Below are 14,261 nucleotides of genomic sequence, written 5' to 3' on the forward strand. Positions count from 1 at the left end.
TATCCCACCACGAGAAGGGGCTGCATTCTGGGAACAAGGACACCCTCGCAATTTAGCAGTAGGTTGTCAAAAGCTCTACGGCTCCAACAAGAAGTGGAAAAAGCGGTATGGCTATCACAAGCGCTCACTATCAGAGACAGCAATGTACCGAGTAAAACAGCTGCTAGGTGGGAAATTAAGCCTAAGAAATTACAATGCTCAGGTTGGCGAGACTTACGCTATGATCAAAGCGCTAAACAAGCTTACAGGACTGGGTATGCCTGAAACTCAGTATATTGCTTAAGAACCGAACAACTTTAGGCTGCCATGTCTTCCAACCGAATTAAGCAACAAAGCCAGAATGACTCTACCAATCAAGTAGCGATATTTCTTTTGGGTGCGCTCCAAGACATTGAATCTGTTACCTCTTTCACAGAAGCATTCTCAAAGACACTGACATGTATAACTGTAGAAGTCCCTGGCACTGGTTATGCTGAACCTCTGGAGTCTGCTATTTCTATTCGAGAGCAAAGTGAGATGTTGCTCGACTTTATCAATTACATGAAAATAGAATCAGCACATGTCATTGGTTTCTCTTATGCTACCGCCATTTCTGTAGAGCTATGTAATATCTGGCGCGGTGTAAAATCATTGAGTATCTGTGGTGGTGTTCCAGGAATACCCGCATCCGGTATTGCAGCAACTAAACGTATGATTGCAGCTACGATGCAAAGCAAGTCTGATTTTGCAAAGACATTCATCGACTCACTTACAGTAAACCATCCAGATATTCCACGCGCTAATGTCATAAAAAGAGCAATGGAGAAAAGTATTTCTCGCCTTGCAGATGAACGAATCGATATGTTTTTTGATAACTCTGTAAGACTACTCGTACACAAACCAACAAATGTTGAACAAATATCAGTGCCAACCATGGTTTGCGCGGCGGAGCATGACCCTTATGTCACAACTAAAGTTGCCAAAGAGTTTTCGGATAAGTTACCGAATAGTCATTACGTAGAAATTAAAAACTCTGATCATCTTGTTCACTTAGAGCAACCTGAAAAGGTTGCAAAAGCGTTAATTGCATTGGCATTATCAGCCGTGTCTGTAGAGCAAATGCTACAACCTTTGACCAGCTAATTATTCAATTAAGATAAAATATGGTCAACGCAAAATCTTGCGTATTTTGCGTTGCCTATTTTCAGTGAAATGTCTGTTATCACATTCTAGATGTACATATTTGATAAGGATAAAAGCATTTGCGATACGTTCTTTTTTTCTGTGTCTTTTAAACGTCGCATAGCTTCTACAATGAGAGCATCTCTTACATGCTGTGCAATTCGAAGGCGATGAAATTCAGGAAAGGCATTCATCTCAGTCGTGAAGTTTACGTGAGAATTCAGTTGAAAACCCAGCTTTGCCCTAAAACCAATGGAGACGGAAAAAGCTACAGGCTTATTTTCATTTTCTAGCACACGATACTGATAAGATGATAATCCCAACACTCTAGCCGACAATTCATCACATATATCGTTTTCTTTTCGGAATTGTTTTAAAGTTATCGCCACTGAACGATAATAGTCCTCCCCAAAAGCTTCAAGATCGAGAACTTTAGGTGGAAATAACGTATTGTAATCGATACTGCGATACTCTTCAGTTTCCGTTTCATCTCTAAATGCAATGAATTCATCTCTGTCTTTCTCTGAAAACAAATTAGTGATGATATCAAGCATTGTGTTGAACTGCTCGTTAGGTAATTTTCCAATTCTTACTAACGCTTCTACGGATGAATCGTCCATTCCTCGATAGTATTCGCGCAGTTTCAATCCATAGTAAAACGCCGTCATAGGCACCATCATTGCCCGCGAATATGCCGCAACCACATGAATGGGTCGATGTGCAGTGTAGGAAGCTTGCATATACTTCTGCAGCGTTTCTACATTGATGCCCGAGAACTTTTTCTTCAGTTCAGGAAATGAAACCTCATGAGCACGCCTTACATAAGACATCGACAATGCAATATCAGAATCGATATTTTTTAACATTGCATCTAACTTGCTAATATGCTCTTCGCTAACTTTTTCTTTAATACTACGAGTTAATAACATGCCAAATAATCAATCCTTTGAATTTTCACCAATGGTAATCAGAAAATCCTATCTTTAAACCCTAATATCTTATTTTGTAGACTTTATCTCAATATAAATGCCAGTACATTGTCTTAGTAAAAGCAGACTCGCCAAATTAGACTGGGAAAAGGCAATTTGTCTCTTTTTTACGTAATAATACGTAGTGATTAATTGGTTTCACACTAAGAACAACGAGGTCTTGATAGTATGCAAACAATGTCACCCCAAGAAAGTTTACAGGATTGTTATTAATTAACATATTTATAAATGAAAGGCTAAAGTGGCTGCAGAATGGCGATAACGATTATAAATATTGTTACTTATAACTGTATCGCCACGTCTAATCCTACAGAAACAAGCGGGATCGCTACTTGCGGCGAAGGTGATTTAAAATGTGGTCTTCCCAATCGATGACATCAATTTCATAAACCACTTTTTCTTTCACTGATTCGTCAGCAGCATGCATCGCATCTTTGGATCCCGTGATTAATGGGTGCCAAGATGGAAGCGTCTTCCCTTCTGCAAGCAATCGATAAGAACACGTATCTGGCAACCAATAAAACTCGTCGATTTTGTCGCGCGTCAGCTTTAGGCATTCTTCGTCATAGTTAAAACGGTTCGGGTAGTCCTTGCATGAACACGTCTTATCATCGAGTAAGCTACAAGCAATATTGGTGTAGTAAAGTTCCTCGGTATCTTCATCAATCAGCTTATGAAGGCAGCACTTTCCGCAACCGTCGCACAGCGATTCCCACTCTGCATCCGTCATCTCAGTCAGCGATTTTTGTTCCCAGAAAGGTGTCGACATCTTTACCTATACCTACTCAATATTGCTAGAAGGCGCCCGTTATACCACCGGAGCCGGAAAGTTCAAGGACTATCCATGCATCCACGCTCGAATATAAGACACAAAATGCACAATCAGCGCCTTACACATTCGCCGACTCTCCTCTTTGCGTTCTTATAAGTGTAGTGGTACTGTGCGCGCCTTCTTAGAGCATGCAGGCAGAATTTCATGAGCAAACAAATAATCAGTTGCCGTCTAGGTTGTGGCGCATGTTGTATCGCCCCAAGTATCTCTTCAGCGATTCCAGGAATGCCAAATGGCAAACCCGCAGGCCAACGTTGCGTTCAGCTCAACGATGAGAACCTTTGCAAAATCTTTGGTCAACCTGAACGCCCTGCCGTTTGTAGCCAGTTTAAAGCTGACCGTGATATCTGTGGAAGCACCAATCACTACGCCATTGAAGTCCTAACTGAATTAGAGTCCTTGACCTAACGGCCCGCGGTCTTCTTTTTCTTCGTCAGTTAAAACCCGAAGCACTTTGGCGGGGTTTCCCACCGCGATGACATTGGCAGGAATATCTTGGGTCACGACGCTTCCCGCGCCAATGATACTGTTTTCACCAATGGTCACTCCTGGCAGCACAATCACACCACCTCCCAGCCACACATTATTTTCGATGGTTATCGGTAACCCATACTCCACAAAATCGTAAACACGTCGCTGGACATCTAATGGATGCCCTGCCGTCAGTAGCTGCACATTGCTTGCCATCAGAACCCGATTACCAATGGACACGGGGGCGACATCAAGGATGGTACAGTTAAAATTCATAAAGACAGATTCACCGACGTGGATGTTATCGCCATAGTCACAATAAAAAGGCGGCTCTATATATACGCTTTTGTGTGCATTCGGTAATAATTCGGCCTTCGCTTCCTCCCAGTCAGCAGTTTCAGGTAAGCTTTGATTTAACCGACGCATCGCTTTTCGGCATCGCATTTTGTCGGCCACCAGTTCCGCATCGTTTGCACGGTAAAGTTCACTGCTCAACATTTTTTGCTTTTCAGTTTTCATTTTTCTTCTTGTCCCTTACAACGTGGTGACAATGCCTTACAAAGTCAGCTATCTGCTCGCTAAACCCTTTCTTTCGAAAAGAGAAATGTCGATTGTTAGCTATCTATAGTTAATACTGCGAGCACATTACCCAAACGAGAATGCGAATGCTGAGATCACTGCTGACTTTCCTTTCATTACTGACAATTTTGCCTGGCTGCACATCGCACTACGAGACACAACCAACTCTGTTTCTCGGTGACACCATGCAGTGTGTCAGCCAGTTGACTGATTTTTATCATCAGATAGAAGCAACCCGCACATATCCACTTCCCTATGTGCAGGATGAAAGGTTTCCTTTTTTGGCTTTCGACAGATTCAGTACCTCCCTCAGCCAATCATTGAACGACACAAGATCCAAAGAACAATGGATTCGCTATGTCGGGAAGCTTGGGGATACACAGTTGGAGAACGCGCTGAAACTACATCCAGCTAAAACATCTAATGCAGCGTTGCTAAGGGAGTGCCAAGCTAACCTGACGACGCAAAGTGCCAAAAACGCAGCATTTTGGATGTCCATTATCGAGCAACCTCCAAAAGTGAGCACTGACTATCAACATTGGAAGCGAGTTCTAGGTGCCTACCCTCTTGCCAGCTTTGTCGCTGAAGGACGAATAAAAGAAGAACAGGCACATATACAGTCGACGTTTCATCGCCCTTTGAAACAGGAATATCGTTATGGTGACACCCCCTCCTCACATGTGGATACAAACGCGATACTGGCCAGTGCACTTCAACAATCTACTCTCAACTGGCCTTTGTTGAGCGAAAGCCAGGAAGTCGCTTTGCTTCGGCATTTCGCGCCCGTCGTTTCCGTAGAAACACTCTCCCGTGATGATCTTCCCGGCAGGCTAACGTTTAATCACTACAACGATGCAATATTGGATACAACGCAGCCAACCATCTACCAAGGTGTCACCTATACACGTTTTCAGGGAAACGTATTGGTTCAGCTCAACTATGTGCTTTGGTTTGCCGCTCGTACAGCAAAAACCGCCTTTGACCCTTATGCTGGAAAGTTTGACGCCATCAACCTTCGGCTAACGCTCGATCATTCCGGACAACCTTTTATCTTTGACTCCATCCACCAATGTGGTTGCTTTCACATGGTGTATGCATTGAGTCCAACACTCTCCTTTTCTTCAGATGAAGGTGAACGCCCTATTTCAGTGACGCTCCCACAACCAGATGAAAACGACCGACTGCATGTTTCCTTGTCTGCCGGTGAGCACATGATCACGCAAGTCGAGTTTACCGATAACATTCAGCCACAGCTCCCTGTAAGCACATTGTCATGGCAGCAGGTATCTACGGTTCCGATAACGAATGGCGAGTATAGAAGTCCGTTTGATCGCGAGGGTATTCTTACTGAGAGTGCGCGTGGGGAGCGGTGGTTTTTGTGGCCATTTGGTGTTCGATCTCCCGGCGCCATGAGGCAACAAGGCAAGCATGCCATCGCCTTTATTGGTGAGCGTCATTTTGATGATGCCTTGCTGTTTGAAGAGTTGTTGTTGGTAGAGTAGTTGTTAGAAAAATAAGGGGTTGAAACAAAGCCTCGACGTGAAGAAGAACAATAAAGCAGAGTGAAAAAACTAAAGCGAGCTGAACAGCTCGCTTTATAGGAATGCAGTCGTGCCCTCAAACATACTCATGTTGTTGAGGGTACTCATGGGATCAATGTGCGTGACCGTGTTCAATCTCTTCTTCGGTTGCATCACGAACTTCGCGGATCACACCTTCGAAGTAAAGCACGATTCCGGCCAATGGATGGTTGCCATCAATCGTCACTTTTTCTCCATCAATCTCCACGATAGTCACTTGAATATTGCCCTGTGGTCCTTGTGCGTTAAACACCATACCCACTTCAATATCATCAACACCTTGGAACACTTCTTTGTCTACGACTTGGATAAGCGCTTCATTGCGTTGCCCGTAAGCATCATCGGGATGCACTTCGGCTTTGAATTCTTCGCCTTCCGCCTTTCCAATCAACGCTTTTTCCAAACCAGGAATAATGTTGCTTGCACCATGGAGGTACGCTAAAGGCTCATTGCCTTCTGACGTATCGATAATCTGTCCAGCGTCGTTTTTCACGGTGTAATCGATTTTTACGATTTTGTTTTCTTCAATCATATTGCCATCCTTTATCGGCAAGGGTGTATGCATCTGAAACACTGACAGATACTCCGCTATGTTTGACTCTAACACAGAGAATAAAAAGCAGACGGATATGGCGCGGAATCGGCAGCTTGCTTTCTAAGAAACGTGAAGCGTTGCACTCTAGAAGTAAATCCGGTGTAACGCTTCTCGGTCTAATGCGCTATCGCCAAAGGCCTTTGATGGGGTAATCAGGTCTGAATCGATGCGCGATTTGTGCTTGTAACAATTCTGCGGTTGCTATCGCATCGGTCAATGCATTGTGTCCTTGGTAAAACGGTAAATTGTAGCGCCGTCGACTGTCCGCTAACCGGATAGATGTCAGGGGCTTTTTAAGCATTCGAGACCAGAATTTTTGGCTCGGCTTACGGTAATACCATGATTCAATTTCAAGCGTATCCACCACAGGAAACAGCAACCCTTCACCCAAGCGGTGTTTGATGGCAGAGTCAATAAATTCACGCTCTATACGACGATAATGAACCACCACCATCTTGCCCTCAAGAGCAGCGAGCACCTCTTCAAGAATACGGCGTAAATCGGGCGCATCACTGACATCAGAGTGAGTAATGCCATGAAAAACGACCGATTCTTCATTTAACGGTTTGCGCGGCTTAACAATCCAATGCCGAGACTCACGACAGTGGATACGATCCAGCGTAAAAGGGACTAAGCCAATGCTGACAATGTCGCTCTTACTTGGGTCTAACCCCGTCGTCTCTAAATCTAAAGCAACGAATTGTATCTCTGACAACGGTGTGTCACCGTTGAACACGCCCGCATCATAAAAACGTTTCAGCAAAGGGACTTTTGCTCTTTGCTTCAATCGTTTGATCAGCGTCGGCCAATCCGGTCCCGCCTGAATAAGGGGCATACCTTTGTTAGGTTCAAGAAATAGCATGTGTATCCCCTAGTTACTGCGGTTAGGTTGATAGCGATATTTCAAGAACTTCTGCGCATTGCTCAAGATCTGAAAAGCATCTTTTAAGTTTCGGCGTTCAAAGTCAGACAGATTTTCAGGTTCAATGTTGTTATCAGGTTCAATGTTTTGTTCAACATCGATGGCTTGGTGGCGAATTCGTACCATTGAAATAAACTCCATGGCATCACGAAGATCCTCACCCCGTCCTTTCGGCAAAATCCCCGCTTCAATGATGTCATCCAAACGTTCAAACGAGTTTTGCGAACGAGAATCGACGGCCAACGCATGTACACGGATCAAATCTGCCAAAGGTGCAGTGCCGCGGCGCTTCAGATTAATGGAGTTCTTATGTGCACCATCTTGCTCCATGACGAAGTTTTTGAAGAAGCCCAGCGGCGGTGTGCGATTGAGTGCGTTTCTCGCCATACAGGCTAGAAAACGGTTATTCCGGCGAGCACGACGTCCAATGAACGCTTTGAGCGTTTCGGCCCAATTCGTCGCACCATACACGCCATCTAAATCGAAGAAAATATTGCTATTGAGCAGCGATTTGGGGTTCGGCTGATCAATCCAATCCGCAAAGCAAGCTTCCCATTCGGTGCGCGTTTTTCGCCACTCTGGATTGGTCGCCATAATGTTACCGGTACAATATGCATAACCACAGCGATCCAGCCCGTCTGACACAAACGTTGCAAGCTTCGAGAAGTACTCGTCATGCTCGTTAGGGTCGTACTTGTCATCCAAAATCATCGCATTGTCTTGGTCAGTAACCACCGATTGTTCATCACGGGCCATTGAGCCTAATGCAAGAAAGCAGTATGGCACGGGCGGAGGGCCTAACTCTTCCTCTCCCAATTCAAGCAATCGCTGTTTGAAGCTTCTGCCTATTACCGACATCGCTGAACCAATCATGTGCGAATTTGCATCTTCCGAGACCATGCGCGAAAAACACGCAGGAACATCTTTCGACAGCGAAGCCAAATCATCAACAGTTTGCTGTCTGAAAATGCTGCTCACAATCACCAGGCTGCTTTGCGATTCGTGGCGGACGATATCTGATAACGCAATAACACCTATCGGTTTGTGGTGGCGAAGGATTGGCAAGTGGTGGAGGTTATTTCTTAGCATCACCAACATGGCCTCGAACACATAGGCGTTGTAATCCAACGTAATGAGTTGGGGGGTCAGTATTTCAGAAACAGAAGTGGTATAAGGCAGTCCTTCTGCCAATACGCGTGTTCGCAAATCACGGTCAGTAATGATCCCAACAATGCGTTCTTGATCCGCACCATCTTCATTGTCTTCTGTTGTCATCACTAACAACGATGATACGCCTTCGTCAGTCATCAAGACCGCAGCCTGCTGAACAGACGATTCACACTCGATTGTCACCGGGTCTCGCAGGATCAAAGACTTCACTTTCGACGTGGTTAAATCACTGCTATCACGGTGGTTCTCAACGGCTTGACGCAATCGCATTCCGTCTTCCACTTCCATAAAATCGGAGAAGGCTTCAAAGCGCTCACTCAGATCATCAAACACCGTATCTGGAATGAAATACACCAAGCTATCTTCAATTGCCTTTGCAGGGAAACGAACACGGCGGTTCATCATCAGGCCCCACTGACCAAATGCATCACCTTCCGTGAGTCGATTGAAAAGCTCCCCTTTTCTCCGATAAATCTCAACGGCCCCGCTTCGCACTAGACACAAATCTTTGATCGGTTGACCGTATTCATAAATCTGCGCACCTGAGCGAAAATAGGCGATTTCTACCTGTTTCGCGACATCGTCTACCGCTTCTTCTGGCAAGTCTTTAAAAGGTGCATATTGCTTGAGAAACGCTGCGATTTCGATTTGTTCCGCTTCCATTAATTCTCAATCTCTGAGTAACCACTATACCCAAGCGACCTGAAATACTGGGTTTCAGGTCGTTTGGGTATAAAGATTCAACCCTAGTTATACCGCGGCGACGCCCGTGGCTGTCACCGGAATACAAAGCAGGGCAGACGTTATTACAACGCCTGCCCTGCCTCGCTAAATCATGTCGCGATCTAACTTCGAGGCTCTGACATCAACCCTTTGATAAGCGACACACAAGACACCAGCAAAACAATGGTGAACGGGAAGCCCGTCGATACCGCCATTGCTTGCAGAGCAACCAAGCCGCCTCCCATCAGAAGTACGATGGCCACCAAACCTTCAAACGTGCACCAAAAGACACGTTGGGGCACTGGCGCATCAACTTTACCACCAGCTGAAATGGTATCGATAACCAAAGAACCGGAATCAGATGATGTCACGAAAAACACCACCACAAGAATAATACCGATAAAGGAAGTGATCTGTGCAAATGGCAATGCATCCAACATCGCGAACAATTGTAGAGGCAATGCTGCTTCTGTCACTGCAGTGTAACCATCGTTGACAACTTGGCTGATCGCTGTACCGCCAAATGCTGTCATCCACAGGACACACGCAGCAGACGGGATAAGCAGAACACAGATGACAAACTCACGTACCGTCCGCCCACGTGACACACGTGCGATAAACATGCCCACGAATGGCGACCAAGAAATCCACCATGCCCAATAGAAGGCCGTCCAACCTTGGGAGAAGTTAGCGTCTTCCCGCCCAAAGGGGTTAGACAATGCCGGTAAGTGCTCAATGTAGGAGGTCAGGTTGCCAAAAAATCCGGTGATGATTGCGAGTGTTGGGCCCATCACAATCACAAACATCAGCAGAGCCAACGCCAGCATCATGTTGATTTCAGAAAGGCGCTTCACCCCTGCATCCAAGCCCGCCATGACAGACACCAATGCCAGAATCGTGATAAAAATAACCAGGACGATTTCAGTCGAAGTGCCAAGCGGTGTGCCAAACAAGAAATTCAAACCAGCTGACGCCTGAGATGCTCCTAAACCGAGCGAGGTAGCTAGGCCGAACAAGGTCGCCACCACGGCAAGGATATCGATAACATGCCCGACCCATCCCCATACACGCTCACCAAACAGCGGATAGAAAACAGAACGCATCGTCAACGGCAATCCTTTGTTAAAGGAGAACAATGCCAACCCCAACGCCAGTACTGCGTAGATTGCCCACGGGTGTAAACCCCAGTGATAAATCGTCGCCGCCATCGCAAGGTCTATGGATCCTTCAACGTCACCCGCTGCGGCCCCTAATGGCGCCCAGTCAGTACGAATGCCGCCCTCTGATGCTGTTCCGCCGAATGCCGACGCATAGTGGGATAATGGCTCAGAAACACCATAGAACATCAAGCCAATCCCCATACCTGCTGCAAACAGCATTGAGAACCAACCAGCATAGGTATAATCAGGCGTTGCTTCTGTTCCACCCAGTCGGACTTTGCCAAGAGGGCTTACAATGAGGAACAGGCAAACCACAACAAAAATGTCGCCAGCCGTTAAGAAGAACCAATCTAAATTTGAGGTCAGCCAGCTACGGATATCGCCAAACACAGGGGCTACTTCTTTCTGGAACGCCAAAGTGACGAACACAAACAGAGCGATCGCAATGCCTGAAATTAGAAAGACGCGGTTATGAATATCAAGTCCGAACGGACCGATTTTAAGGGCAATATTGTCTTGCCCGACCTGGTAGTCTGTATCAATGGGGTTAACGTTACCATCGGGCTTCATCAACTCTTCATGACTTTTATCGCTCACAGTAAACTCCTTTGTCCTTCTAGCGAGTTAAGCTGTCAACGCCACCTAAGTACTTTGTATCTTTGTCAACAAATCGACATTTTTTATGCACTGATTTGCGACGCACGATAAACGTTAACAAACTAAACACTGTAACATATCCTTAGTGTTCAATGCTTAATTTATGAAATACATGTCAAATTAACCCCAGCCAACCACTTCAAACCAGTCGAAAATCACCCGTTGGAAGCTTTTTGTCGAAATTATTAACCATTGAATTCTAAACATTGGATACGAACCATCAACAAGCTTATTCAACGTCGTTCGAATAAATTGCTTAAATGCGCCTATCGCGATCCAAATTCGGTCAGTATCACAGTTGCTATCGGTTGCCGATAAAGTGAGTGTATCCCCACACTCGCTGAAGGCGCTCCTTCCGGTTACTTGGAAATAAACCACGTTTGCAAGGTAGGGAAAAGACAACATGAAATAGTCACGCGACATCAGCACACTATTTCATGGCGCCCTAAACGACAGTCCGGATGACGGGCATCCGGACTGGAGAGGTATTACTTACGCGGTTCTGTCATTAAGCCTTTCACCAAGGAGAAAGCACACATGATCAGAACGATACAGAATGGTAAGCCCGTAGAAACGACCATGGCTTGCAGCGAAGAGAGACCGCCACCTAGCAACAGTGAAATAGCTACCAATCCTACAAACGTACACCAGAAAATGCGCTGAGGCACCGGTGCATCGACTTTGCCACCCGCAGAGATAGTATCGATAACCAGCGAGCCAGAATCTGATGACGTTACAAAGAAGATAACAACCAGAACAATACCAAGCAGTGATGTGATACTTGCCAAAGGCAGGCCATCAAGCATGGTGAACAGCTGCAGCGGAAGATCCGCATCAACAACACCACGATAGCCATCTTGTAACTGTTCGATCGCTGTTGTGCCAAACGTCGTCATCCACAAGACACAAACAGATGTTGGGATCAGCAATACACATATGATGAACTCGCGCACCGTACGGCCACGGGAAACACGTGCGATAAACATGCCCACAAACGGAGACCATGACATCCACCACGCCCAATAGAATGCTGTCCATCCCTGAGAGAAGTTTGCATCTTCTCGACCGAACGGCATAGACAATGCAGGCAGGTTTTCGAAGTAAGCACCCATGTTGCTAACCAAGCTGCTGAAAATTGACAGTGTCGGGCCAACAATGATCACGAACGCCATCAGTAGGGTTGCCAACAGCATGTTGAACTCGGACAGACGCTTTACGCCAGCATCCAAACCCGCAACGACAGAGCTCAAGGCCAAGCCTGTAATACCGATAATCAGTACAATTTGCGTTGGCGTACCATCAGGGATACCAAACAGGAAGTTTAGACCCGCCGCAGCCTGAGAGGCACCGAAGCCCAGCGATGTCGCCAAACCGAATAGCGTCGCGACAACCGCGGTGATATCAATGATGTGACCCGGCCACCCCCAAATGCGCTCCCCAAATAATGGGTAGAACACGGAGCGCATAGTCAGTGGCAAACCTTTGTTGAACGAGAACAGTGCCAAAGACAGAGCCAGCAGAGCATAAATTGCCCAAGGGTGAAGACCCCAGTGGTAGATAGTTGCTGCCATGCCAAGATCTTTTGCAGCAGCAGCGTTGTTCAATGCACCACCCAGCGGTGCCCAGTCAGTACGCAAACCATTGACGTCTACTGCACCACCAAACGAAGCAGCATAGTGTGAAAGTGGCTCAGACACGCCGTAGAACATCAAACCAATCCCCATACCTGCAGCAAACAGCATGGAGAACCAACCTACATAGGTATAATCTGGCTTTGCTTCTGTACCGCCAAGGCGAACTTTACCAAGAGGACTGACAACGAGGATCAGACACAGCAACACAAAAAGGTTACCTGCGCCGATAAAGAACCAATCCATTTGTGCAGTTAGCGTATTACGCAGCTCACTGAACACAGGACCGACTGAGTTTCGGAACAATAATGTGACAACAACAAAAAGTGCAATCATTGAGCCCGAAACGACAAACACACGGTTATGAATGTCTAGGCCAAAAGGGCCGATTTTAAGTGCAATGTTATCCTGGCCAACCTGATAATCAGTATCGATTGGATTCACTGCACCATCCGGCGCCATTAATTCATCGTGGCTTTTATCACTCACAACGACAACTCCATTTTACTTTGAGATATTACAAATAAGCACAATACTGCGCTAAAAAGATCTTATAATATGCGACTTTTTGCTTAGTGCGTAAAACAAAAATAACTGATTACCACAATCAATTACTCAAATACCCAAAACCCTCAAACTCACATTAAATAATAATTAACTAATTTAACGTTTTTATCGACAGAAATAGGTTGTTAATTCGCCACCCTTAACAATAAGTGAACGACAAAAAAAAACGCCAGATAAACTGGCGATTTTTTATTTATAGGTCGAATTACCGTTGTGCTGAAGGTTTGAAAATAATCTTTTCATCTTCATCTGCAGCGTGCATGTCGTAGAAGCGATTTTCATCTAATGCCCCTTCACTCTTCGCAACGATGCAAGTTACTGCACAGTCACCCGTAATGTTAACGGCTGTACGGATCATATCCAGTAAACGGTCGACACCCATAATAAGTGCAATACCCTCTAGCGGCAGGCCAACTTGCTTCAGTACCATTGCCAGCATGACCAAACCCACGCCCGGCACACCTGCGGTACCAATCGAAGCCAGCGTTGCTGTCAGAATCACTGTCAGATAGTCCATCATCGTTAAGTCAACGTTAAACGCCTGCGCGATAAAGATGGTTGCAACACCTTGCATCATGGCCGTGCCATCCATATTGATGGTCGCGCCCAATGGAATGGTGAACGAGGCTATCTTGTTGTCTGCCCCCATGCGGCGAGTTGTCGTTTCCATCGACACAGGAATGGTCGCATTCGAAGATGCCGTTGAGAATGCAAACATAATGGCATCTTCCATTTTTCTCAGGAAGACAAACGGGCTAAGACCACTAAAGACTTTCAGCATTGCGCTGTAAGTGACCGCAGCGTGAAGAACCAAACCACCCGCTAAGACAAAGAAGTATTCCGCAAGACTAACAATAGCCCCTAGCCCTAAAGACGTGAACAGCTTTGCCATCAAACAGAACGTCGAGTAGACGACACCTGTTACCAAGTGTCGTCCCTCTAAGAACCCAGCGTGCAACTTTCACCGCACTAGGCTCAAGCCTTCACGAAGGCACCGATTGGCACCCAGCAACTTATAAAGCAGCGAGAGCAGGCTCATGCCAAGAGTTACGGCATTGCTTCTTTGATTTTCTCTTAGCCAAGTATTCTTGGTATTGAGGATCAAAAGGCGTAGCGGCACTCCTGATTTTTACATGTCTCTCTATTGGCACCTTAGCTATTTGAAACAGATTGAACTGACAATCCATATCCATGATCTTCTGCCAACCGTGAAATTGCCATTGA

At 45.9% G+C, this 14,261-nt stretch carries 11 protein-coding genes and 3 pseudogenes; 4 read left to right on the forward strand and 10 right to left on the reverse strand.

What is annotated here, in order from left to right:
- Nucleotides 1–283 (forward strand): annotated as a pseudogene (locus B5D35_RS20190) (IS5/IS1182 family transposase); the annotation flags it as partial.
- A gap of 23 nt (nucleotides 284–306) precedes the next feature.
- A complete protein-coding gene (locus B5D35_RS20195; RefSeq protein WP_078754304.1) occupies nucleotides 307–1,122 on the forward strand; it encodes an alpha/beta fold hydrolase in 816 nt (271 codons plus the stop codon).
- Between the two features lie 86 nt (nucleotides 1,123–1,208).
- On the opposite strand, the gene B5D35_RS20200 is transcribed toward B5D35_RS20195, so the two are convergent.
- On the reverse strand, nucleotides 1,209–2,090 hold the full coding sequence (locus B5D35_RS20200; RefSeq protein ID WP_078754305.1) for a hypothetical protein: 882 nt from the start codon (nucleotides 2,088–2,090) through the stop codon (nucleotides 1,209–1,211).
- A 388-nt stretch (nucleotides 2,091–2,478) separates the two neighbouring features.
- Nucleotides 2,479–2,919, reverse strand: coding sequence for a YcgN family cysteine cluster protein (locus B5D35_RS20205; RefSeq protein ID WP_078754306.1), 441 nt, complete (start codon nucleotides 2,917–2,919; stop codon nucleotides 2,479–2,481).
- A 207-nt stretch (nucleotides 2,920–3,126) separates the two neighbouring features.
- Here B5D35_RS20205 and B5D35_RS20210 point away from each other — a divergent pair, with 207 nt between their 5' ends.
- Nucleotides 3,127–3,390, forward strand: coding sequence for a YkgJ family cysteine cluster protein (locus B5D35_RS20210; RefSeq protein ID WP_078754307.1), 264 nt, complete (start codon nucleotides 3,127–3,129; stop codon nucleotides 3,388–3,390).
- Here B5D35_RS20210 and B5D35_RS20215 read toward each other — a convergent pair.
- The gene (locus B5D35_RS20215) at nucleotides 3,373–3,972 is read right to left on the reverse strand and encodes a sugar O-acetyltransferase (protein WP_078754308.1); all 600 of its coding nucleotides are present in this window, start codon (nucleotides 3,970–3,972) and stop codon (nucleotides 3,373–3,375) included. The genes B5D35_RS20210 and B5D35_RS20215 overlap by 18 nt on opposite strands.
- Nucleotides 3,973–4,118: 146 nt before the next feature.
- Here B5D35_RS20215 and B5D35_RS20220 point away from each other — a divergent pair, with 146 nt between their 5' ends.
- Nucleotides 4,119–5,534 carry a hypothetical protein gene (locus B5D35_RS20220; RefSeq protein ID WP_078754309.1) on the forward strand — a complete coding sequence of 472 codons (1,416 nt, stop codon included), beginning with the start codon at nucleotides 4,119–4,121 and terminating at the stop codon, nucleotides 5,532–5,534.
- 151 nt (nucleotides 5,535–5,685) lie between these two features.
- Here the strand turns inward: B5D35_RS20220 and B5D35_RS20225 are convergent, their stop codons facing one another.
- From B5D35_RS20225 to B5D35_RS20265, 7 genes and pseudogenes are all read right to left on the reverse strand, one after another.
- Nucleotides 5,686–6,144: an FKBP-type peptidyl-prolyl cis-trans isomerase gene (locus B5D35_RS20225; protein ID WP_078754310.1), complete on the reverse strand. Its 459-nt coding sequence runs from the start codon at nucleotides 6,142–6,144 to the stop codon at nucleotides 5,686–5,688.
- Between the two features lie 187 nt (nucleotides 6,145–6,331).
- Entirely contained in the window at nucleotides 6,332–7,069 is a 738-nt protein-coding gene (locus tag B5D35_RS20230; RefSeq protein ID WP_078754311.1) for a 3'-5' exonuclease, read from the reverse strand.
- A gap of 9 nt (nucleotides 7,070–7,078) precedes the next feature.
- On the reverse strand, nucleotides 7,079–8,962 hold the full coding sequence (locus B5D35_RS20235; protein ID WP_078754312.1) for a putative nucleotidyltransferase substrate binding domain-containing protein: 1,884 nt from the start codon (nucleotides 8,960–8,962) through the stop codon (nucleotides 7,079–7,081).
- 182 nt (nucleotides 8,963–9,144) lie between these two features.
- Nucleotides 9,145–10,752 (reverse strand): BCCT family transporter, encoded by a 1,608-nt coding sequence (locus tag B5D35_RS20240; RefSeq protein WP_425291249.1) that lies wholly within the window; start codon nucleotides 10,750–10,752, stop codon nucleotides 9,145–9,147.
- Between the two features lie 575 nt (nucleotides 10,753–11,327).
- The gene (locus tag B5D35_RS20250; RefSeq protein ID WP_078754315.1) at nucleotides 11,328–12,959 is read right to left on the reverse strand and encodes a BCCT family transporter; all 1,632 of its coding nucleotides are present in this window, start codon (nucleotides 12,957–12,959) and stop codon (nucleotides 11,328–11,330) included.
- A 283-nt stretch (nucleotides 12,960–13,242) separates the two neighbouring features.
- Nucleotides 13,243–13,947 (reverse strand): annotated as a pseudogene (locus tag B5D35_RS20255) (dicarboxylate/amino acid:cation symporter); the annotation flags it as partial.
- 103 nt (nucleotides 13,948–14,050) lie between these two features.
- Nucleotides 14,051–14,261 (reverse strand): annotated as a pseudogene (locus tag B5D35_RS20265) (group II intron reverse transcriptase/maturase); the annotation flags it as partial.

Origin of the sequence: Enterovibrio nigricans DSM 22720 (assembly GCF_900167155.1) — a bacterium.
GTDB lineage: Bacteria > Pseudomonadota > Gammaproteobacteria > Enterobacterales > Vibrionaceae > Enterovibrio > Enterovibrio nigricans.

Excerpts from the sequence above, each read along its gene's own strand:
- B5D35_RS20225 (WP_078754310.1), bottom strand. The coding sequence starts at position 6,144 with ATGATTGAAGAAAACAAAATCGTAAAAATCGATTACACCGTGAAAAAC.
- B5D35_RS20235 (WP_078754312.1), bottom strand. The coding sequence starts at position 8,962 with ATGGAAGCGGAACAAATCGAAATCGCAGCGTTTCTCAAGCAATATGCA.
- B5D35_RS20215 (WP_078754308.1), bottom strand. The coding sequence starts at position 3,972 with ATGAAAACTGAAAAGCAAAAAATGTTGAGCAGTGAACTTTACCGTGCA.
- B5D35_RS20200 (WP_078754305.1), bottom strand. The coding sequence starts at position 2,090 with ATGTTATTAACTCGTAGTATTAAAGAAAAAGTTAGCGAAGAGCATATT.
- B5D35_RS20230 (WP_078754311.1), bottom strand. The coding sequence starts at position 7,069 with ATGCTATTTCTTGAACCTAACAAAGGTATGCCCCTTATTCAGGCGGGA.
- B5D35_RS20205 (WP_078754306.1), bottom strand. The coding sequence starts at position 2,919 with ATGTCGACACCTTTCTGGGAACAAAAATCGCTGACTGAGATGACGGAT.
- B5D35_RS20210 (WP_078754307.1), top strand. The coding sequence starts at position 3,127 with ATGAGCAAACAAATAATCAGTTGCCGTCTAGGTTGTGGCGCATGTTGT.
- B5D35_RS20240 (WP_425291249.1), bottom strand. The coding sequence starts at position 10,752 with ATGAAGCCCGATGGTAACGTTAACCCCATTGATACAGACTACCAGGTC.
- B5D35_RS20220 (WP_078754309.1), top strand. The coding sequence starts at position 4,119 with ATGCTGAGATCACTGCTGACTTTCCTTTCATTACTGACAATTTTGCCT.
- B5D35_RS20195 (WP_078754304.1), top strand. The coding sequence starts at position 307 with ATGTCTTCCAACCGAATTAAGCAACAAAGCCAGAATGACTCTACCAAT.